Here is an 18,966-nt window from a genome sequence, read left to right as displayed (position 1 = left end):
CACGGCCTCCTTTACTTGAGAAACGGCGCAGTTAGCCACAGGATCAGGGCCGCGAGCCCGGCCAGCGCCTGGAGCGGTATGCCCCGGCGCATCTCCTTTTCCACGCCCGAGGGCGAGGTGTAGGGGGTGGAACCGGTGAAGTTCATGGCCAGGTAGGACGATACGGTCGCGGTCCACAGGAGGACGGCGGCCGGTTCGAGCCATCCGCGCAGGGGCAGCAGGGCAGCGGCGAGCAGTCCGGCTGCGGCGCCGGTGAGCGCGCCCTTGGGCCAGAACGCGCGCCACGGCAGCCGGTCGAGCAGCAGGGGCACCGCAACGCAGCCCGCCAGGACGCCGAACAGGGTGGCCGCCACGGCGTTGAGCCCCCGGTGCCAGAGTCCGGACAGCGAGAAGAAGTCCGGGCCGATGCCCGAGAGCAGGAAGAGCGCGGGCAGGGTCCAGGCCAGGAGTTTCCAGAGCAGGAACAGCTCCACCGGGATGAGCACGGCCCGTTCCTTCAGAGGGAAGGCGACCATGCGCATGTCCCGGTCCGCCCGGTTCCCGTCAGCGAGAAATTCGGGCAAATCCTCGGCCCGCACCGGCCCCCACGCCACCTTGAAGCCGCATCCCTTCCGGACCTCGCGCGCGGACACGCCCGTTGCCCCGAGTTGAGGCAGGACCAGTTCGCGGTGGGAGACCACCTGGTGGAGCTTTGCCCGATTCACGCTGAAGGCGATCTCGTCGGTGGCGAACAACCCCTTGCCCGCCGCGCACCACACGTTGATGCCGCGCGTGTCCGCGACCAACAGCCAGGCGTCGATGCCCGCCAGCTCGCGGCGCACCGCGTCGAAGGTCAGCTTGTAGTTGGCCGTGACCAGGACCGGCGAATCCGGGGTGGGGTCTCCCACGCAGTACAGGCCGGGCACTACCTTGTAACGGCTGCGGATCGCCCCCAGCCTGGTCAGGGCCGTGCCCAGCCGGTCGGACGGGAGCATGCGGGTGCGCACGCGCGGGACCGGCCCGGCGGGCGTGTCCACGAACCCGTCCACGAACGGCTCGACGGCGTATCCCGGTTTTTCGAAGACCCCGGCACGGGGGTCGGGCCTGGGGCCTCAACAAGGGGCGTCGTTCTGGGGCGAGTCGGGCGCGCAGGCGGTGGGCGGGATGGCGTCGAGGGGCGCCATCAGCCCCAGGGGGTCGAGGGCGGATGCTTCGGCGGGCTTGGGAACACGGGGGGTCATGCCGCCTCCGGGGTGATCGCCAGGAGCGCCCGGATGAGCGGACCGAATCGGCTCACGGTCTCGCGGTCTACGCAGTAGCAGGTCCGGGGGCCTTCCACCTCGCCGCGCACCAGTCCGGATTCCTTAAGGATCTTGAGGTGCTGGCTGACCGTGGACTGGGCCAGGGGCAGCCCCTCGACCAGGTGCCCGCAGGTACAGCTGTGTTCGGTCAGTAGCTGCCTGAGGATGCGGATGCGGGCGGGGTGAGCCAGACCTTTACAGACGTTGGCCAGAAATGCCTCGTCGTCGCTGTGTAGAGGCGGGTTAAAGAACATGCTCTCTCCGGGGTTGTTTTATCGTCAATCGACGATATACGATATGTGCCTTGTTGTCAACGGCGGCGCGCGCGGACTAGGCGGCCGACTTGGGGCCTGTCAGGCGTCGTTGGCCGCGAATGGCCATGACGGACTCGGCGGTGTACACGGCCAGGCCGGACCAGATCAGGGCAAAGGTCAGCAGGCTGCGTGCGTTGAACGGTTCCTCGTAGACGAACACGCCGAGCAGAAAGGCGAGGGACGGAGCCAGATACTGGAGCAGCCCCACGGTGGTCAGTTGCAGCCGCCGGGCGCCGAACGCGAAGCCGACGAGCGGCATGGCCGTGACCACGCCCGCGCCCATGAGCAGCGCGTCCACGCGCAGTCCCTGGTGGAACAGGGCGGACGCCCCGTGGGCCTGGAGCCAGAGGATGTAGGCCAGGGCAAAGGGGCCGAGGACCATGGTTTCAAGGAACAGGCCGGGCAGGGATTCCACCGAGGCGATCTTGCGCAGCAGCCCGTACAGGCCGAAACTCACGGCCAGGGCCAGGGATATCCAGGGGAGCTGGCCGTGGGCGATCAAGGAGTTGACCACGCCCAGGGCGGCCAGGCCGATGGCGACCATCTGCAGAGGCCGCAGGCGCTCGCGGAAGAAGACGAAACCGAGCAGCACATTGACCAGGGGATTGATGTAGTAGCCCAGGCTCGTGTCCAGGACGTGGCCGGTGTTCACGGCCCAGATGTACAGCAGCCAGTTGAACCCGATCATCAGCGAACTGCCGGTCAGGATGAGCAGGTCGCGCGGCGACCGGAGCGGGAGGAGGGCCTCTTTCCATCCCCGGCGCAGGGTCAGGAGCATGGCGAGGAAGATCAGCGACCAGACCACCCTGTGGCAGAGAATCTCGAAGGGGTTCACGGTGATCAGGGACTTCCAGTACACGGGCAGGAGCCCCCAGCCGAAGAAGGCGGCCAGGGCGGCGGCAAAGCCGTAGGATTTCTGTTTCGGGTCGATGTGGCGCATGTCGTTCTTACTCCGGTATGGGGAGCGCGAAGATACCCGTGGGCGCGTGCCGGGTAAAGTCGGAAATGGCGATGGCCCCGATCAGGGGCGGCACATGGACCCGGCCAGCCTGCCCAGGGTCCGTACGCCCTGTTCCACTTCGTCGGTCCACGGGTAGCCGCAGCTCAGCCGGATGTAGTTGGCGAACTTGTCCTGGGTGGAGAAGATGGCCCCGGGCGCGATGCCCACGCCCTCGGCCCGGGCCTGGAAGAAGAGCTCCACCGAGTCCACGGATTTGGGCAGCTCCAGCCAGAGAACCGCGCCGCCCACCGGGTGGGTCACCCTGGTCCCGGCCGGGAAGTGGCGGCCCAGGTGGAGCTGCATGGTGTCCATCTGCCGTTCCAGGTCCGTGCGCAGCTTCTTGAGGTGGCGCTCCATGCGGCCCTGGCGGAGGTATTCGGCGATGGCCATCTGGGCCGGGGCCGAGCTGGACACGTTGGTGGTGGCCTTGATCTCCAGGGCCTTCTGCCGGTATCGGCCCGGCAGCATCCAGCCCACCCGGAAGCCGGGCGCGATGGTCTTGGAAAAGGACGAGCAGAGCAGGACCAGGCCCTTCTCGTCGAACTGCTTGAAGGTGCCGGGCCGCTTGGGCCCGAAGTGCAGGTCCGAGTATACGTCGTCCTCCACCAGAGGGATGTCGCGCCCGGCCAGCATGGAGACGATCTCCCGCTTGGCCTCGTCCGGGGTCAGGCTGGAATCCGGGTTGTTGAAGTTGGGCGCGAGCACACAGGCCGCGATGTCGAAGGTCTTGAGCGCGCGGGCCAGTTCCCGGGGCGACACCCCGTGTTCCGGGTCGGACGGCACCTCGATGGCGCGCAGCCCCAGGGTTTCGAGCAGTTGCAGGAAGCAGTAGTAAGTGGGCGACTGGATGAGCACGGTGTCGCCGCGGCGGCAGATGGAACGCAGGGAGAGGTACAGGGCCTCCATGCACCCGGAGGTGATCAGCGGGTCGTCGGGCCCGGCCGGGATGCCGAATTCCATCGACCGGTAGGCGATCTGGTGGATGAGCATCGGGTCGCCGGGGATGGGCGCGTAGCCCATGGCCCGCTCGGGCTCGGCCCGGACCATGGCCGCCGTTATGCGCCCCAACTCCCTCAGCGGCATGCGCTGGGGGCCGGGCGCGATGACGTCGAGGGCCACGCGGTCGGCAGCGCCCACGGATTCGAGCACGCTCTGTATCAGCCCGATGCGGGTCACCGGCCGGGGCTGGGCCATGGGCGTGGGTGCGGTTTCGGTGCGCGGCAACCGCTTGGATCTGTGCCGTACGAAGAAACCGGACCGGGCTCGGGCTTCGATGATACCCTTACGCTCCAGCTCCAGGTATGCCTGATTGACCGTGGACACGGATACCCCGAGCCTGGCGCTCAGGGAGCGTAGGGAGGGCAGCTTGTCGCCCAGCCCGAGCGCGCCCGCGTCGATCATGGACATGACGTTCTTCTCCACAGTCCGGTAGCGGTATGTCTCCATGGTTCACCTGAATCTGTTTCGTATGATTTTTGTTTGAACTGTATCTGTACCGATTACAGAAATTCGGCTTTACTGCAAGACGCGGATACCGCAGATTAACCGGGCCATGGCCCGAAAAACGATCGGAGAGAAGCTCTTCATGACCACCGAAGCCCTTGCCGGGGAACAGACCGGCTCGCCTATGATGTCCGCCGCCCGGCAGGTGGCGCCCATCGTCATGGGCTACCTGCCCGTGGGCGCGGCCTACGGGGTCCTGGCCCAGCAGGCCGGGCTGTCCCTGCTCAACACCGTGCTCATGTCGGTCCTGGTCTACGCCGGGTCCGCCCAGCTCATCGCCGTGGCCATGTTCGCGGCAGGCCTGAACCCGGTGTCGATCATCGCCACCACCTTCGTGGTCAATCTGCGGCACCTGCTCATGAGCGCGTCGCTGGCTCCGAACCTCAAGAGTTGGAACAAGTGGGAACTGGCCCTGTTCGCCTACGAGGTCACCGACGAGTCGTTCGCCGTGCACTCGGTACGCTTCGCTCGCGGCGACCTGAACAAGACCACCTGCTTCGGCATCAACGGGCTGGCCCAGATATCCTGGGTGCTGGCCTCGTTCGCCGGTTATTTCGCCGGGGCGTCCATCCCGAGCGTGGAGCCGCTGGGCATAGACTACGCCCTGCCCGCCATGTTCATCGCCCTGCTGGTCATGCAGATGAAGAACGGCCTGCACATACTGGTGGCCGGGTTCAGCGGTCTGCTCGCCCTTGTCCTGAATGAAGCCGGGGCGGCTCAGTGGTCGGTCATCCTGGCCACGGTCATCGGCGCAACCTTTGGCGCGGGAGTAGAATCATGGACCAGAAAATAGTCTTTTTGACAATCGTGGGCATGCTCGCCGTGACCTATATCCCGCGCATGGTCCCGCTGGTGGCGCTGGCCTCCCGGACCCTGCCCGAGCCGGTGGTCCGCTGGCTGTCCTACGTCCCGGCCGCGGTGCTCTCGTCCATGCTCTTTCCGGCCCTGCTGCTCAAGGACGGCGGCGTGGACGTCTCCCCGGACAACTACTTCCTGTGGGCGGCCGTCCCGGCCTTCATCCTGGCCTGGCGGACCAAGTCATTTTTCGGCACCGTGGCACTGGGCATGGCCCTGGTGGCGGCGGGCCGCTACTTCATCGGATAGGAGCGGATCATGAAGACCATCGGACTCCTCGGCGGCATGAGTTGGGAATCCTCCCTGGAATACTACCGGTTCATGAACGAGGCCGTGAAGGCGCGCTTGGGCGGCCTGCATTCGGCCCGCATCCTCATGAACTCCGTGGACTTCGCCCCCCTGCGCGAGCAGATGCTCGCAGGCGACTGGGCGGCCGTGGGTGGGCATCTGGCCGACGCGGCCCGTACCTTGGAGGACGCCGGGGCCGAACTCATGGTCATCGGCACTAACACCATGCACAAGGTGGCCCCCGAGGTTGAGGCGGCGGTCTCCGTGCCACTTGTCCACATCGCCGACGCCACGGCCGAGGCCGCCCGCGCGGGCGGCTTCTCCAGGGTGGCCCTGCTCGGGACCGCCCTGACCATGGAGGATGACTTCTACGTGGGCCGTCTCAAGGAGCATGGCTTCGAGGTCCTGGTGCCCGACGCCGGGGACCGCAGCCTGGTGGACCGGGTCATCTTCGACGAGATGTGCAGGGGGTTGTTCCTGGACGGCTCCCGCGCCGAGTTCGTGCGCATCATCGAGGGGCTTGCCGCGCGCGGGGCCGAGGCGGTCGTCCTCGGCTGTACCGAGATCGGCCTGCTGGTCCGGCCGGGCGATACCGAAGTACCCACCCTGGACACCTGTCGCATCCACGCCGAAAAGGTGGTGGAGGCAGCCCTGGGCTGATCCCGCCCGGTCCGCCCATTGTCCCAATCCCGCGCTTGACGCTCTCCCGTAACGTGATATGCCATGTTGGCGCGCCGCGGTGGCCCGCTTTTGTCTCATGTTCATCGGGGAGGGTGTGTGAGCGAGACTGTCGACATGACCTTGAAGGATTTGCTGAGCCGTTCCGTGGAGCGGTACGCCGAGCGGACCGCGCTGTCGTTCGTGGACGGCGAGCCCATGACCTATGGCCGGTTCGGCGAGCGCGTGGAAGAACTGCAGACCGTGCTGCGCGGCCTCGGCATCAAGCCCGAGGACAAGATCGCCCTCATCGGCGAGAACATGCCCAACTGGGCCATCGCCTACTTTGCCGCGACCACCATGGGGGCCATTGTGGTGCCCATCCTCCAGGAGTTCCACCCCAGCGCGGTGCAGCACATCCTGCGCCACTCCGAGGCCAAGATGGTCGTCGCCTCCCGCCGCTACATGGACAAGGTCGAAAGCGAGAATTTCCCCAACCTCGAGACCATCATGGTCATGGACGACTTCTCCATGGAGGACGAGGAGGGCACGCGGACGACCTATCGCGAGGCCCTGGAAAACGCGGGCGAGCGTATCGAGCAGTTCGCCGAGGCGGCTCGCGAGCGGGTTGAGCACCTGGGCGAGGTGGCCAGGGAGAAGCTGTCCGAGACCGCCCGGGAGCGCATGAACAAGTTCAGCGACAGCGCGCGGGAGACGATGGGGAAATTCTCCGACTCCTACAAGGAGACCGTGGAGTGGTTCAGCGCCTCGGCCCGCCGCTTCATCGACTGGAAGACCGGCAAGCCCTTTGAGCTGACCGGGGACCACGTGGCCGCCATCCTGTACACCTCGGGCACCACCGGCCACTCCAAGGGCGTGGTCCTGACCCACCGCAACCTGGTCCAGAACTGTATTTCCGGGATCAACACCATTCCGGTCCTCGAGACCGACCGCTTTCTGTCCGTGCTGCCCATGGCCCACACCTACGAATGCACCGTGGGGCTGGTCATCCCGCTCTATTCCGGCAGTTCGGTCTTCTACCTGCAAAAGCCGCCGACCCCCAAGACGCTGCTGCCCGCCATGCAGAAGGTCAAACCCACGATCATGAACGTGGTTCCGCTGATCATTGAGAAGATATACAAGAGCCGGATCAAGAAAAAGCTGACCGGCTCGGGCGTGACACGCGGGCTGATGAAGATCGGTGTGACCCGGCGCAAGCTCTCACAGGTGGCGGGCAAGAAGCTCATCGAGGCCTTCGGCGGCGACCTGCGCTGCCTGTGCATCGGCGGCGCTCCCTTGGCCCCGGAGGTGGAGTTGTTCCTGATCGACGCCAAGGTGCCCTACGCCAAGGGGTACGGCATGACCGAATCCGCCCCGCTGCTGGCCGGTGTCAGCCCGGAAGAACAGCGCTTCAAGGCCATAGGCCCGGCCATCCCCGGCGTGGAGCTCAAGATCGACGAGCCCGACCCGGAGACGGGCGAGGGCGAGGTCCTGGCCAAGGGGCCGAACATCATGCGCGAGTACTACAAGGCCCCCAACGACACCGAGGCGACCTTCACCGAAGACGGCTGGCTGCGGACCGGCGACCTGGGCAAGTTCGAGGACGGCTACCTCTATCTCAAGGGGCGGCTCAAGAACGTCATCATCGGGCCCAGCGGCGAGAACATCTACCCCGAAGAAGTGGAGTCCATCATCAACGCCAACGACTACGTCCAGGAGTCCCTGGTCCTTGAGTCCGGCGGCAGGCTGGTGGCCCGCATCCACCTCAACTACGAGGCCCTGGACGAGCAGTTCGATGTCAAGAAGCTGATCGAGTCCGAGGTCCGGGACAGGGTGCGCAAGATCCTCGACGACATCCACAAGGACGTCAATTCCAAGGTCTCCTCCTTCGCGCGGCTCAACCGCGTGGTCGAACAGATCGAGCCCTTCGAGAAAACGCCCACCCAGAAGATCAAGCGATTCCTGTATACCGACCAGTAGCGTGGGGGCGGTGCCGGGGGCGCGCCGGGAAGTGCGGGAGCGGGACCTACGTCCCGGCCGTCTTGGCAAGCGCGGTCCGGAAGCTCTCGATGTCCACGAGTTTGGCCAGGTAGTCGTCCATGCCCGCGGCCAGAAATTTCTCCCTGTCCCCCAGCATGGCATACGCGGTCATCGCGATGATCGGCACGCGCCTGTTCCCCTCGCCCGCCTCACCGCTGCGAATGCGTTTCGTGGTCTCCACTCCGTCCATCACCGGCATCTGCACGTCCATCAGGACGAGGTCGAAAGACGTTTTGCGCAGGGCCTCCAGGGCCTTTTGCCCGTCTATGGCGGACACCGCCTCATGTCCCAGACGTTTGACGATCTTGTTGGCGGTGATGAGGTTAACGGGATCGTCTTCCACGACCAGCACCCGGAGCGGAGAGGCAGCGCCATCCCCGGCGCTGTATGCGGGCTCGGGCGTACAGGCCTGATCCGCGTCCTCCAGGCCGAACGGGATGCTGACGTAGAACGTCGATCCCAGTCCCTCGTTGCTTTCGACGGCGATGACCCCGTTCATGAGCGTGGTCAGGCGCTTGGTGATGGCCAACCCCAGCCCGGCTCCCTGATACTGGCGGGAAAGGCTGGAATCGATCTGGGTAAACGGGGCGAACAGCCTTTCCAGGGCCTTGTCGCCGATGCCGATCCCGGTGTCCGCGACCGAGAACAGCACGCGGCACTCGTGCGGCCTTGTCTGCGGCATGGGGCGGGCGTCCACCTCGATGGCGCCGCGGTCGGTGAACTTGACGGCGTTGCCCACGATGTTGCTGAGCACCTGTTGCAGGCGGGAGACGTCGTCGAGCAGGGTCGGGGGGATGTCGGGGTGCACGCGGGCCGGGTATCCGGTTCGCGCGGTCGGCCGATCGGGCGGGGAAGGGGGGAGAGGGAAAGGAACGGACTTCGTCCGAAGGCCGCTCCTTTCCCGGAGGGCTCGTTATTGTACGTCGGCGGCGACGCGCAGGCGGATGATCTTGTCCGGGTTGCTGACCCTGCCGTTCTGGCCAGTCCCCTTCTTGATCTTGTCCACGAACTCCATGCCGGATGTGACCTGGCCCCAGACGGTGTATTGGCCGTCGAGAGACGGGACCGGAGCGAAGCAGATGAAGAACTGGCTGTCCGCGCTGTCCGCGTCCGAGGCACGGGCCATGCCCACGGTGCCGCGCTTGAACGGAACGTTGCTGAACTCGGCTGGCAGGGTCTGGCCGGAGCCGCCCCGGCCGGTGCCCGTGGGATCGCCGGTCTGGGCCATGAAGCCGTCGATGACCCGGTGGAAGACGTTGCCGTCGTAGAATTTCATGCGCACGAGTTCCTTGATCCGGGCCACGTGCTTGGGGGCCAGGTCGGGGCGCATCTCGATGACCACACGGCCGTCGGCCAGGTCCATGTACAGGGTGTTTTCCGGGTCCTGGGCGTGGGCCGCCGGGCAGGCCAGCAGCATCAGAAGGGCGCAGGCGAAGAAGGATTGCAGCAGGATTTTCATTTCGCTCCCGTGGGTTGTGTTTGGGCGATGCGGCGCGGCCCGAAAAGGGGCGCGTCCCTCACGGGTGTAGCGATTTTTGTCCCGGAATGGAAGCCGATGGCGGCGGCTTTCGCGCGGAGCCCGGCCCGGATCAGTTGTGCAGGCACTTGCCGTCCGTGTCGAGACAGCGGGTGATGTAGTTCTGGAGCTCCTCCCGTTCCAGCGGCTTGGCCAGAAACAGCGTGGCGCCGAGCTTGAGCAGGTTGGAGATGTCGCTGATGCCGACCACGGCGGACATGATGATGATCGGCAGGTCGTTGAACTGCTGGTCGCCGCGCAGGGTCTTGATCAGCTGCTGACCGTCCATTTCGGGCATCATGATGTCTGTCAGCAGCAGATCGAAGTCGTTGTTGGCCATGAGGGTCTCATAGGCGTGCTTCCCGTGCGGGCTGACAAAGACGATATGGCCCAGTTCCTTGACGATCTTGGCGGCGAGTTTCTGGGATATGCGGTCATCTTCGGCGATCAGTATCTTGGCCATGGCTGACCTTCCCCTCCTTTTGGCGCGATATGCGGCTTTGGTGGACGTTGAGAATTAACGGATAGCAGACAATGGCCGCCGTGTCATCGGCGTTAGAAGTGGCCCAGCACGAAACCGGGCGGGAAGGGAAAGGGGGATGGAAAAGGAACGGGGGCCGCGCTCGCCGAGGCGGGCGCGGCCATGAAATCAGGCCTTTTCGACGTGCATGACGTCACCGAAATCACAGGTGACCTTGTAGTTGCCGTTGCCGGTTTCGACGATGAAATCGTTGCCGGGGAACAGGGTGCAGGCGGCCGCAAAGCCATCATTGATCATGATATCCTTGGCCTCCCCGTTGGATTCGAACCTGACCGTGGTTCCGTCCGCAAGGGTAATCATTTCTCCATGATGGACATCGACGGGCAGATCTGCTTCGGTAAAAGATGACATACTATCCTCCTAGGTTATGGAAAAGACTCCACCATGACCTGGGCTATACACCGAGAAAAGGGAAATGAACAGCCAAAAACGGAACGCGGCGGCACGGGGCTGGTTTTCGACGGGCAAGTGATGTATGAGTCATTCCAGGAGATATGCCGGTGAGCTCGACCATTCTCGTCGCCGACGGCGACGCCTCCATACGCGCGCTGATCAAGGACATCCTCGAAGCCAGGGGCTACGGGGTGGAGACCGCCTCCAGCCCGGCCTCCGCGGCCGCGCTCATGGCCCGCCGGAGCCCGGCTTTGGTCCTGGCCGCCCACGGCGACGAGGACGACGGCGGCTCCCTGGTCCACGAGGCGGCCCGGCTCGGCCTGGTCACCCCGGTCATCCTGCTCATCGCCGCCGCCATCGACGACCCCGGACGGCTGGCCCGCGACTGCGGGGCCATGGCCTATCTGCAAAAACCCGTGGTCCGCTCCCAACTCGAAATGCTCGTCCGCCTCGGCCTGGCCGAGAACGAGCTGCGGTCCACGGCCACGCTCCAGGAGGCCCGGCTGTCCGCGGCCAAGGCCTTCCTGCAATCCATGCTCAACGCCGATGAGGGCGTCATTTTCCTGCTGGACGAGGAGGCCTCGGTCATCGAGTGCAGCGGGCCGGTGGAGAGCCTGCTCGGCCGGGACGTGGGCCAGTGCACGGGGCAGTCCTATCCTTCGCTGTTTTCGGACGCCGTGTCCAACCTGCACGAGGGAGCCATCGCCAAGGCGCGGACCACCCGCGAGACGGCCCGGATCGAGGAGCACCGTAGCGGCATGGTCCTGGAGACCCGCGTTCGGCCCGTGTTGCAGGGGTACACCCTGTCCGGGTTCGTGGTCTCGATCAGGGACATCACCACCAGGCGGCGCGGCGAAGTCGGGCTGGCCGAAAGCGAGAAGCAGTATCGCAGCGTCTTTGCCGGGGCCACGGACGCCATCGTCCTGGTGGACCGGGAGCGGGGCACGGTCATGGAATGCAACGACGCAGCCTGCCGCGCCCTGGGTTACGATCAGGCCGAGATACGCGGTCTGGCCGTCCAGGACCTGGTCGCCCACCCGGAGCAGTTCATGGCGGCCATGGCCCAGGGCGGCAAGCGGGTCTCCTACGATTACCTCAAGCGCAAGAACGGCTCTTCGCTCCCCGTGGAGCTGGTCATGAGCTATTTCACCAACGCCGGGCGGGACGTGTGCATCCTCTACGCCCAGGACATCTCCCGGCGCAGGATCGTGGAGGAGGCCCTGCGCGAGGGCGCGCGGCTGTACCGGGCCGTGGTCGAGGACCAGACCGAGCTGATTTGCCGCTACGGGCCGGACGGCAAGCTGACGTTCGTGAACAACGCCTTCGAGCGGTTCGTGGGCCAGGACGAGGAGGACGTCCTGGGCAGAGATTTCTTTTCCTCCATGGGCTCCATGGACCGGCGGGTCCTGACCGAATGGCTGGACCGCTTCGACCCGGCCCGGCCCGTATTCGACATGGAGGTCCGGCAGGTCCGCTCGGACGGGGAGGAGCGCTGGATATCGTGGACCCACCGGGCTGTGCTCAACGACCGGAAGTCGGTGGTGGAGATTCAGGCCGTGGGTCGCGACGAGACCGAACACAAGGCCGCCGAGAGCGCCCTGGCCCAGGCCACCCAGGAGAAGGAGCAGTACCGGCTGAATCTGGAGGCCACCTTCGCCTCCATCCCGGATGCCATCCTGACCGTGGACTCCGGACTGTCGGTCATCGCCACCAACAGCGCGGCCAAGAGTCTGTTCGGGTTCGCGGAGGAGCGCTCCAGGGGGCGTCGGCTCGAGGACGTGGTCGGGGACGACGGCAACCCGTGCGTCCAGGTGCTGCGCCAGGTCCTGAAGACGGACAAGCCGGTGCGCGGCTACGAGATCGAGCTGAAGACCCCGGCCATGGGCGAGCGCATGGTCGAGATCAACTGTTCGCCCCTGGTGGACAAGGACCGGCAACACGCGGGCGCGGTGCTCGTCGTGCGCGACATTTCCCACATCGCGGACCTGGAAAAACAGTTGCAGCAGCGGCACGGCTTCCGGGGGATCGTCGGGCGCAGCGGTCCCATGCAGGACATCTACCAGCTCCTGGAACAACTCTCGTCCCTGGATTCCATCGTGCTCATCCTGGGCGAGTCGGGCACGGGCAAGGAGCTGGTCGCCGAGGCCCTGCACTACGGCGGGGTGCGCGCGGGTAAGCCGCTGATCAAAGTCAACTGCTCGGCCCTGTCCGAGAGCCTGCTCGAAAGCGAGCTGTTCGGGCATGTGCGCGGGGCCTTCACCGGCGCGGTTCGGGACAAGGTCGGGCGCATCCAGGCGGCCCAGGGCGGCACCTTGTTCCTGGACGAGATCGGCGACATCTCGCCCATGCTCCAGCTCAAGCTCCTGCGCTTTCTGGAGAGTCGGGAATACGAGCGGGTGGGTGAGTCCAAGACCTGCACCGCGGATGTGCGCATCATTGCGGCCACCAACGCGGACCTGCGCGATGCCGTGCGCAGGGGGGCCTTCCGGGAGGATCTGTACTACCGGCTCAACGTCATGCCCGTGACCCTGCCGCCGCTCAGGGACCGGCAGCCGGACATCCCCATGCTGACGGACCACTTCCTGTCCATGTTCGCGGAGAACTTCGGCAAGCATTTCGACGGGGTGTCCGAGGAGGTCATGGACCTGCTCCTGACCTATTCCTGGCCGGGCAACGTGCGCGAACTCAAGCACGCCCTGGAACACGCCTGCATTCTGTCCCCGGGCAAGACCATCGAGCTCCGGCACATCCGCAAGGACCTGGTGGACCAGATCCGCAGCGGCGTCCCGGAACAACCGGCCCCGGCTGTCGAGCAGGGCGTCCCGGCGTCGTTCTCGTTGCACAGGCCCGGCAGGGAGGACATCCTGGCCGTGCTCGGCGAGTGCGGAGGCAACAAGGTTCAGGCCGCCCGCCGGTTGGGCATCCACCGGGCCACCCTGTACCGTAAGCTCAAGGCCTGGGGCCTGGACGGTTGAGACCGCTTTCCGGGTCCGGCTTCAAGTGCCCGTCGCCCATGCGGATTTATAACCATACTAACGAGTTGATGTAATGCAACGCGGCCCGCTCCCTGCTATGTTCCAAGGCAAGCCCGGACTGCGGACCTTTGTGTCCGCGACCCGGCGAGGAGCGAAAGCATGCGCACGATCAAGACCATTGAGCCACAAGCCGTTGATATAGAATTGCAGAGCGGTGAGGGACCTCTCCTGGTCGCCTTCCTGAAGAGAAACGAGAAATACTCCGGCCAGGTGAAGGTGCTGGAAGCGGCCTGTCGGGCTCACGGCGGGGCCGTCAGGTGCTTCCTGTACAACGCGGATTACCTGGACACGGCCACCGACCGTTTCGCGGTCAAGGGCACGCCCACCTTCTTGCTGTTCCACCGCGGCCACGAGGTCAACCGGCTCATCGGCGAGTCGGACGGGGCCACCCTGGACGAATTCATCGACGCCTCGGTGGAGGGGTTGTCGGACACTGTCCGGTCGTAGGACATCTTTCCTTCCCGCAAAGGGATATCGACGGCGGGATCGGTTTGCCGTATACAGGCGTTTCCCCCGACCCAACCCGATGGAACCGCCGACCATGAATCGTCTTCAACCAACCCCGACTCCCGCCGCCCCAAGGCCGGAGCCGTTGTTCCCGTCCAGGCTCCAGGTGGAGGTGACCACCCGTTGCAACATGCGTTGCGCCATGTGCGTCAAGTCCGCCCCGGACAGCCGCATTCCCGAAACCGATCTCGATCTTGAGGCCTTCAAGCGGCTCTCGCCCGCCTTGGCCCGTTGTGAGGCGCTGGTCCTGAACGGCATCGGCGAGCCGCTGCTCAATCCCGACCTGCCCGGCATGGCCGCCTTTGCCCGCGAAACCATGCCCGAGTCCGGTTGGATCGGCTTCCAGACCAACGGGCTGCTGGTCACAGAGGAACGGGCCGACCGGCTGGTCGAGGCGGGCGTGGACACCTTCTGCATCTCTGTGGACACCCTGGAGATGGGCGGCCACGGGCAACCCCACGGCGACGGCGAGCTGCACGGCGGGACCGGCGCGGCCCGCCTGGAGCGCGCCTTCCGCCTGCTGCGCCAGGCCGGGGAGCGGTACAACCGTACGCTGCGCCTGGGGGTGGAACTCGTGCTCATGCGCGACACCGCCGACCAACTGCCTCTGGTGGTGCGCTGGGCCGGGGAACTCGGTCTGGATTTCGTCATCGTCTCTCACGTGCTGCCCTACGACCAGTCCATGCAGGACCAGTCCCTGTTCAACCCCAACACGCCGACGGCCACGGCCCTGTTCGAGAAGTGGCAGGCCAGGGCGCAGGGGGAGGGCCTCGACCTGCACGAGCAGCACGGCGTGGCCTGGAAGTTCGTCAAGACGGACCGGGAGAAGCGGCTGCACGAGTTGGTCAAGGGGCTGCTCCGTGAGGCCGAGGCGTCGGGCGTGTGGGTTCACCTGCCCCACCTGCTCGAATGGGACCGGCGCAACCGTGCCGGGGCGGAGCAGGAGTTGGCGCATCTGTTTCGGCAGGCCGGGGACGCTGCGGGGCGCGCCGGGATGGAGGTGCGCCTGCCGCCGCTTCAGGCCCTGGATGAACGGCGCTGCCATTTCCTGGAGGACGGCACGGCCTTCGTCACCTCGCTGGGCGACGTCAGCCCGTGCCAGTTCCTGTGGCACCAATACGCCTGCCACCTGGACGGCGGCCGTAAGGTGGTCCGCCCGTGGCTGTTCGGCAACATCCGCGAACGCGACCTGGTGGACATCTGGCAGGGCGCGGACTACGCGGACTTCCGCCGGCAGGTGCTGGAATACGAGTATCCCTATTGCTCGAATTGCCCGTTCGTGCCGTGCGACGACATCAAGGGCGCGCCGCTTCCTTTCGACTGCGATTGCCTGGGCGCGACCATCCCCTGCGGCCACTGCCTGTGGTGCATGGGCGGGTTGCAATGCCTGCTGTGAGAAAGCGGAGCAGGCAATAACGGGGACGATTCAACCCAACGTATGGGGTGCAGGGGTGCGAGCCCCTGCCCGCCGGAGGCGAAATCATCCGACTATCGCCGCGAAGCGGCTTTCAAAATCTGATTTTCAACAAAAAGGGCGCCCGGTCAAACCGGGCGCCCTTTTTATTCGCGGGATTTCCTCCCCTAGTCGGCGGGGGTGTGGCCGTCGAGGGTCAGGAGGGTGTGGTAGTGCCTGGGCCGCCGGTCGCGGTAGAACCCCCAGCCGGTGCGGAAGTTGCGGATCTCGTCGAAGTCCACCTCGGCCGTGAACACGCCCTGGATGGTCCGGTCGGCGTCGGCCATGAGCTCGCCCATGGGGTCGGTGATGAACGACGAGCCGTAGAAGGTCATGGTCACGTCGTCGTCGGTCTCGGTGCCGATGCGGTTGGACGCGCAGACCGGCAGGATGTTGGCCGCAGCGTGGCCCTGCTGGGTGCGCCGCCAGTGCGGCATGGAGTCGCAGTCGGGCATGGTCGGTTCAGAGCCGATGGCCGTGGGGTACATCAGCACGTCCGCGTCCATGAGGGCCATGGACCGGGCGCACTCGGGGTACCACTGGTCCCAGCAGATGCCCACGCCGACCCTGCCGAAGGCCGTTTCCCAGACCTTGAAGCCGGTGTCGCCGGGGTTGAAGTAGTACTTCTCCTCGTAGCCCGGCCCCTGCGGGATGTGGGTCTTGCGGTACAGGCCGAGCATCGTTCCGTCCGCGTCCATCATGGCCATGGAATTATAGTACGCCTTGCCCGCGCGCTCGAAGAAGGACACGGGCAGGACCACGCCGAGCTCTTTGGCCAGGGCCGAGAACCGGGCCAGGAGCGGGTCGTCGAGGCGCGCCTCGTGGGCCAGGGAGAAGTACTCGAACTTCTGCTTTTTGCAGAAGTACGGCCCCTCGAAGAGTTCCTGCAAGAGGATGATCTGCGCGCCGAGCCCGGCCGCCTCGCGGACCAGGGATTCGGCCCGGTCCACGTTGGCGGCAAGATCGTCCGAGCAGGCCATCTGGGTGACGGCCAGGGTGGTCTTGGTCATGTCTTGCTCCTAAAATACCGGCAGCGGAGCGCCCTTGGGCTGCTGCTGGGTAATGCAGTGGATGCCGCCGCCCCCGGCGAAGATGTCCAGGCACGGGAGCTGGATCACCTCGCGGTCGGGGAAGGCCTCGCACATCAGCTTGTACGCCGTCGCGTCCATGGGGTCGTCGAAGGAGGACATGACGATGCCCCGGTTGGCGATGTAGAAGTTGATGTAGCTCAGGTCCATGCGCCAGTCGCCGTTGTAGCGCGGCGCAGGTTGGGGCATGCGGATGATCTCGAAGGACCGACCACGCGCGTCCGTGGTGGACTCAAGGCGCTGGATGGCGTCCTGCGAGACCTTGTGGTTGGCGTCGTCCGGGTCGGTGCAGTCGTGGACCATGACCACGCCGGGGCGGGCGAAGCAGGCCAGGATGTCCACGTGCCCGTTGGTCTCGTCGTCCTCCAGCCCGTTGCCGAGCCAGACGACCTTTTCCGTGCCCAGGTAGGCGGCGAAGAGGTCCTCGAAGTCCTTTTTCGAGAAGCCCGCGTTGCGCCGGGGGTCGAACTGGACCTGTTCGGTGGTCAGCAGGGTACCCTCGCCGTCCGCGTGGATGCCGCCGCCCTCGATGATGCAGGGCGCGGCGTAGCGGCGCATGGACAGGTGTTCGAGCACGGCCTGGGCCATGGGCTCGTCGTATTTGCCCTCGTAGCGGGCGATGTGGCCCCAGTCGTTGAAGACCCAGTCCACGCCGGCCACGCCGCCCTTGCCGTCGACGACGAAGGTCGGGGCCGAGTCGCGTGCCCAGGAGTCGCGGGTGTCCATGGGCACCAGGGTCACGGCGTCGCCGCACAGGGCTTTGGCTTGGTCCATGAGCTCGGGGCGGCACATCATGTAGACCGGCTCGAACCGGCTGATGGCCTTGGCCACCTCGGCATAGGCGAGCCGGGGTTTTTCCAGGCCGAAAGGCCAGGCCGACGGCTTGCAGGGCCAGATCATCCAGGTGGCCTCGTGCTCGGCCCATTCGCCGGGCATGTACAGCCCGTCGCAGGCCGGTGCACGGACCGGGACGCGGACGGGGGTAACGGGGGTGTTCGCCATGTCGTTCTCTGCCTGCCTCGGGCAGGCGGTTGAAGGTTCGGTCGCCGGTGCTAGGCGCCGGTGTTGATCATCACGTGCTTGGTCACCAGGTAGTCGCCCACGGCCTCGGCGGACAGGTCCTTGCCGAAACCGGACTGCTTGAACCCGCCGTGCGGGGTCTCGGAGGCCAGGGGCAGGTGGTCGTTGACCCACACGGTGCCGAATTCCAGCGCCTTGGACACGCGCATGGTCCGGGCCACGTCGCGGGTGAACACGGACGACGCCAGGCCGAAGACCACGTCGTTGCCCATCTTGATGGCCTGGGGTTCGTCGTCGAAGGTCTGGATGGTGATGACCGGGCCGAAAACCTCCTGCTGGACGATCTCGGAGTCCTGGCGCACGTCGGTGATGACCGTGGGCTCGTAGAAGTGGCCGGGTCTATCGATCTTCTGCCCGCCGCAGAGCACGGTGGCCCCGTCGGCGCGGGCGCGCTCCACGAAGCCGGAGACCATGTCCAGGTGGCGGCCGGAGATCATCGAGCCCATCATGGTCGCGGAATCGAAGGGATCGCCGACCACGACCTTCTTCATGGCCTCGGCCATGACGTTGCAGACCTGCTTTTCGATGGACTTGTGGCAGATGATGCGGGTCGCGGCGGTGCAGTCCTGGCCGGAATTGCAGAAGGCGGCCAGGGACAGTTTCTCGGCCACCAGGTCGATGTCCGCGTCGCTGAAGACCAGGCACGGGGCTTTGCCGCCCAGCTCCAGGTGCACGCGCTTGACCGTGTCGGCGCAGCTCTTCATGACCGATTTGCCGGTCTCGGTTGCGCCGGTCAGGGAGACCATGCGGATGTCCGGGTGGCTGGTCAGGATGTGCCCGACGCTTCCCGCGACAACGTTGACCACGCCGTCCGGGATGCCCGCCTCGGCGGTCATCTCGCCGAGCATGAGCGAGGTGCGCGGGGTCAGGCTGGCGGGCTTGAGCACGGCGGTGCAGCCTGCGGCCAGGGACGGGCCGAGCTTCCACACGCCCATGAGCAGGGGGTAGTTCCACGGGGCGATCTGGCCCACCGGGCCCACCGGGTCGCGGCGGTAGATGGAGGTGTAGCCCGGAGCGAACTCGCCCGCGTGGTGGCCGCCGGTGTCGCGCGCGGCGGCGGCGAAGAAGCGCAGGTTGTCGATGCAGAACGGCAGGTCCGCACCCAGGCTGAGGAATTCGTAGGGCTTGCCGGTGTCCTCGGACTCGACCCGGGCGAATTCCTCCATGCGGCTCTCCAGCAGGTCGGCCAGCTTCCACAGGCACCTTGAGCGCTCGGCCGGAGTCAGCCCGGACCAGCGGCCGTCGTCAAAGGCGGTCTTGGCCGCGGCCACGGCCTTGAGCACGTCCTTTTCCCCGGCCTTGGCCACGGTGGCGACCGTTTCGCCGGTTGCGGGATTCTCCACTTCCATTACGCCGCCATCGGCGGCGTCGGTCCATTGGCCGTTGATCCAAAGCTTCATGTCTGTCGAGCTCATG

The 18,966-nt window shown here is 66.0% G+C and carries 18 protein-coding genes; 7 read left to right on the top strand and 11 right to left on the bottom strand.

Translation table 11 applies throughout. The annotated features are described in order from the left end of the window. Positions 1–11: 11 nt before the first annotated feature. The 4 genes from hgcA to V8V93_RS15380 all read right to left on the bottom strand — a co-directional run bounded on the left by hgcA (position 12) and on the right by V8V93_RS15380 (position 4,040). Complete coding sequence (gene hgcA / locus V8V93_RS15395) at positions 12–1,163, bottom strand: mercury methylation corrinoid protein HgcA (protein ID WP_338670198.1); 1,152 nt, start codon at positions 1,161–1,163, stop codon at positions 12–14. Positions 1,164–1,216: 53 nt separating this feature from the next. Further along, a complete protein-coding gene (locus V8V93_RS15390; protein ID WP_338667486.1) occupies positions 1,217–1,534 on the bottom strand; it encodes an ArsR/SmtB family transcription factor in 318 nt (105 codons plus the stop codon). A gap of 76 nt (positions 1,535–1,610) precedes the next feature. Then, positions 1,611–2,534 carry an EamA family transporter RarD gene (rarD, locus tag V8V93_RS15385; RefSeq protein WP_338667485.1) on the bottom strand — a complete coding sequence of 308 codons (924 nt, stop codon included), beginning with the start codon at positions 2,532–2,534 and terminating at the stop codon, positions 1,611–1,613. An 81-nt stretch (positions 2,535–2,615) separates the two neighbouring features. Beyond that, positions 2,616–4,040, bottom strand: coding sequence for a PLP-dependent aminotransferase family protein (locus tag V8V93_RS15380; RefSeq protein WP_338667484.1), 1,425 nt, complete (start codon positions 4,038–4,040; stop codon positions 2,616–2,618). Positions 4,041–4,179: 139 nt separating this feature from the next. Here V8V93_RS15380 and V8V93_RS15375 point away from each other — a divergent pair, with 139 nt between their 5' ends. From V8V93_RS15375 to V8V93_RS15360, 4 genes are all read left to right on the top strand, one after another. Then, positions 4,180–4,890 (top strand): AzlC family ABC transporter permease, encoded by a 711-nt coding sequence (locus V8V93_RS15375; RefSeq protein WP_338667483.1) that lies wholly within the window; start codon positions 4,180–4,182, stop codon positions 4,888–4,890. After that, the gene (locus tag V8V93_RS15370) at positions 4,875–5,201 is read left to right on the top strand and encodes an AzlD domain-containing protein (RefSeq protein WP_338667481.1); all 327 of its coding nucleotides are present in this window, start codon (positions 4,875–4,877) and stop codon (positions 5,199–5,201) included. The genes V8V93_RS15375 and V8V93_RS15370 overlap by 16 nt, the downstream gene beginning before the upstream one ends. 9 nt (positions 5,202–5,210) lie before the next feature. Beyond that, a complete protein-coding gene (locus tag V8V93_RS15365) occupies positions 5,211–5,900 on the top strand; it encodes an aspartate/glutamate racemase family protein (protein ID WP_338667480.1) in 690 nt (229 codons plus the stop codon). Between the two features lie 117 nt (positions 5,901–6,017). Then, on the top strand, positions 6,018–7,877 hold the full coding sequence (locus V8V93_RS15360; protein WP_338667478.1) for an AMP-binding protein: 1,860 nt from the start codon (positions 6,018–6,020) through the stop codon (positions 7,875–7,877). 46 nt (positions 7,878–7,923) lie between these two features. Here the strand turns inward: V8V93_RS15360 and V8V93_RS15355 are convergent, their stop codons facing one another. The 4 genes from V8V93_RS15355 to V8V93_RS15340 all read right to left on the bottom strand — a co-directional run bounded on the left by V8V93_RS15355 (position 7,924) and on the right by V8V93_RS15340 (position 10,345). Further along, the gene (locus tag V8V93_RS15355; RefSeq protein WP_338667477.1) at positions 7,924–8,745 is read right to left on the bottom strand and encodes an ATP-binding protein; all 822 of its coding nucleotides are present in this window, start codon (positions 8,743–8,745) and stop codon (positions 7,924–7,926) included. 105 nt (positions 8,746–8,850) lie between these two features. After that, positions 8,851–9,396 (bottom strand): peptidylprolyl isomerase, encoded by a 546-nt coding sequence (locus V8V93_RS15350; protein WP_338667476.1) that lies wholly within the window; start codon positions 9,394–9,396, stop codon positions 8,851–8,853. A gap of 130 nt (positions 9,397–9,526) precedes the next feature. Further along, complete coding sequence (locus V8V93_RS15345; RefSeq protein ID WP_338667475.1) at positions 9,527–9,916, bottom strand: response regulator; 390 nt, start codon at positions 9,914–9,916, stop codon at positions 9,527–9,529. Between the two features lie 186 nt (positions 9,917–10,102). After that, positions 10,103–10,345 (bottom strand): hypothetical protein, encoded by a 243-nt coding sequence (locus tag V8V93_RS15340; protein ID WP_338667474.1) that lies wholly within the window; start codon positions 10,343–10,345, stop codon positions 10,103–10,105. 149 nt (positions 10,346–10,494) lie between these two features. Between V8V93_RS15340 and V8V93_RS15335 the strand changes: the two genes are divergently transcribed. The 3 genes from V8V93_RS15335 to V8V93_RS15325 all read left to right on the top strand — a co-directional run bounded on the left by V8V93_RS15335 (position 10,495) and on the right by V8V93_RS15325 (position 15,325). Then, positions 10,495–13,362, top strand: coding sequence for a sigma 54-interacting transcriptional regulator (locus tag V8V93_RS15335; protein WP_338667473.1), 2,868 nt, complete (start codon positions 10,495–10,497; stop codon positions 13,360–13,362). Positions 13,363–13,521: 159 nt separating this feature from the next. Next, positions 13,522–13,869, top strand: coding sequence for a thioredoxin family protein (locus V8V93_RS15330; RefSeq protein ID WP_338667472.1), 348 nt, complete (start codon positions 13,522–13,524; stop codon positions 13,867–13,869). Positions 13,870–13,963: 94 nt separating this feature from the next. Next, positions 13,964–15,325, top strand: coding sequence for a radical SAM/SPASM family putative metalloenzyme maturase (locus tag V8V93_RS15325; protein ID WP_338667471.1), 1,362 nt, complete (start codon positions 13,964–13,966; stop codon positions 15,323–15,325). 185 nt (positions 15,326–15,510) lie between these two features. On the opposite strand, the gene aguB is transcribed toward V8V93_RS15325, so the two are convergent. From aguB to V8V93_RS15310, 3 genes are read right to left on the bottom strand one after another with little or no spacing between them, the layout of a single operon-like run. Next, entirely contained in the window at positions 15,511–16,392 is an 882-nt protein-coding gene (gene aguB, locus V8V93_RS15320) for an N-carbamoylputrescine amidase (protein ID WP_338667470.1), read from the bottom strand. Positions 16,393–16,401: 9 nt separating this feature from the next. Further along, positions 16,402–17,472, bottom strand: a complete 1,071-nt coding sequence (locus V8V93_RS15315; RefSeq protein WP_338667468.1) for an agmatine deiminase family protein — start codon at positions 17,470–17,472, stop codon at positions 16,402–16,404. Positions 17,473–17,522: 50 nt separating this feature from the next. Then, positions 17,523–18,965 (bottom strand): aminobutyraldehyde dehydrogenase, encoded by a 1,443-nt coding sequence (locus V8V93_RS15310; RefSeq protein ID WP_338667467.1) that lies wholly within the window; start codon positions 18,963–18,965, stop codon positions 17,523–17,525. Position 18,966 lies beyond the last annotated feature (1 nt).

The organism is Pseudodesulfovibrio sp. 5S69 (genome assembly GCF_037094465.1).
Taxonomy (GTDB): Bacteria; Desulfobacterota; Desulfovibrionia; order Desulfovibrionales; family Desulfovibrionaceae; genus Pseudodesulfovibrio; species Pseudodesulfovibrio methanolicus.
This window is presented reverse-complemented; position numbering and strand designations above follow the sequence as displayed.